This window comes from Streptomyces lunalinharesii, assembly GCF_039532155.1.
Lineage (GTDB): Bacteria > Actinomycetota > Actinomycetes > Streptomycetales > Streptomycetaceae > Streptomyces > Streptomyces lunalinharesii.
Window position 1 is genome coordinate 1 of record NZ_BAAARK010000110.1, and the last position, 1,131, is coordinate 1,131.

The following is a 1,131-nucleotide window of genomic DNA, read 5'->3' on the forward strand; positions in this document are numbered from 1 at the left end:
ACTAGTGACCTGAGTCGGAGATTCGTCGTTGGTTGGGTATGAGTCGTCCGGGTCCGAAGATTCCGCCGTTATTGGTGACTGATGCTCAACGGACTGTGCTGGAGGGCTGGGTGCGCCGCCGTACGACGGCCCAGGGTCTGGCCCAGCGGTCGCGGATCGTGCTGGAGTGCGCCGAGGGACGCTCGATCATAGAGGTGTCGCGTCGACTGCGGATCGCCCCGGACACCGTCCGCACCTGGCGAAGGCGGTTCCTGGAGCACGGCCTGGATGGTCTGGGCGACGAACCGCGGCCGGGTGTCCCGCGGAAGATCACTGATGCCGATGTCGAGCGGGTGATCGTCAAAACGCTGGAGGAGACACCGAAGAACGCGACCCATTGGTCGACCAGGTCGATGGCTGCGGCCACCGGGATGTCGCAGTCGGCCATCTCGCGAATCTGGCGGGCGTTCGCGCTGGCCCCGCACCGCACGCAGACGTTCAAGCTGTCTACGGATCCGCTGTTCATCGACAAAGTCCGCGATGTGGTCGGGCTCTACCTCGATCCGCCGGAGAAGGCCCTGGTTCTGTGTGTGGACGAGAAGTCGCAGATCCAGGCGCTGGACCGGTCCCAACCGGTGCTGCCGATGATGCCTGGAGTTCCCGAACGCCGCAGCCACGACTACGTCCGGGCCGGCACCACCACCTTGTTCGCTGCTTTGGAAGTGGCAACCGGCAAAGTCATCGGCTCCCTGCACCGCCGTCACCGGGCCGCCGAGTTCAAAAGGTTCCTGGCCAAGCTCGACAAGGAGGTCCCAGCCGATCTGCAGGTCCACCTGATCCTCGACAACTACGCCACCCACAAGACGCCCGAGATCAAGAAGTGGCTGCTGGCGCACCCGCGCTTCCACCTGCACTTCACACCTACCAGTTCCTCCTGGCTGAACCTCGTGGAGCGGTGGTTCGCCGAACTTACACAAAAGAAGCTCAAGCGCGGCGTCCACCGCTCCGTCCAAGCCCTCGAACGTGACATCCGAGCCTGGCTCGCCGACTGGAACGACCACCCACAACCATTCGTCTGGACGAAGACAGCCGACGAGATCCTCGACAAAGTCGCCGCCTACTGCCACCGAATCTCCGACTCAGGTCACTAGG

The 1,131-nt window shown here is 63.7% G+C and carries 1 protein-coding gene; it reads left to right on the forward strand.

Going from position 1 to position 1,131, the window contains the following annotated elements; genetic code table 11:
• The first annotated feature begins 38 nt into the window (after positions 1-38).
• The gene (locus ABD385_RS41150; RefSeq protein WP_344585396.1) at positions 39-1,130 is read left to right on the forward strand and encodes an IS630 family transposase; all 1,092 of its coding nucleotides are present in this window, start codon (positions 39-41) and stop codon (positions 1,128-1,130) included.
• Position 1,131: the final 1 nt, after the last annotated feature.

Bases quoted from the DNA above. Each gene is read 5' to 3' on its own strand.
- ABD385_RS41150 (WP_344585396.1), top strand. From the start codon at position 39: ATGAGTCGTCCGGGTCCGAAGATTCCGCCGTTATTGGTGACTGATGCT.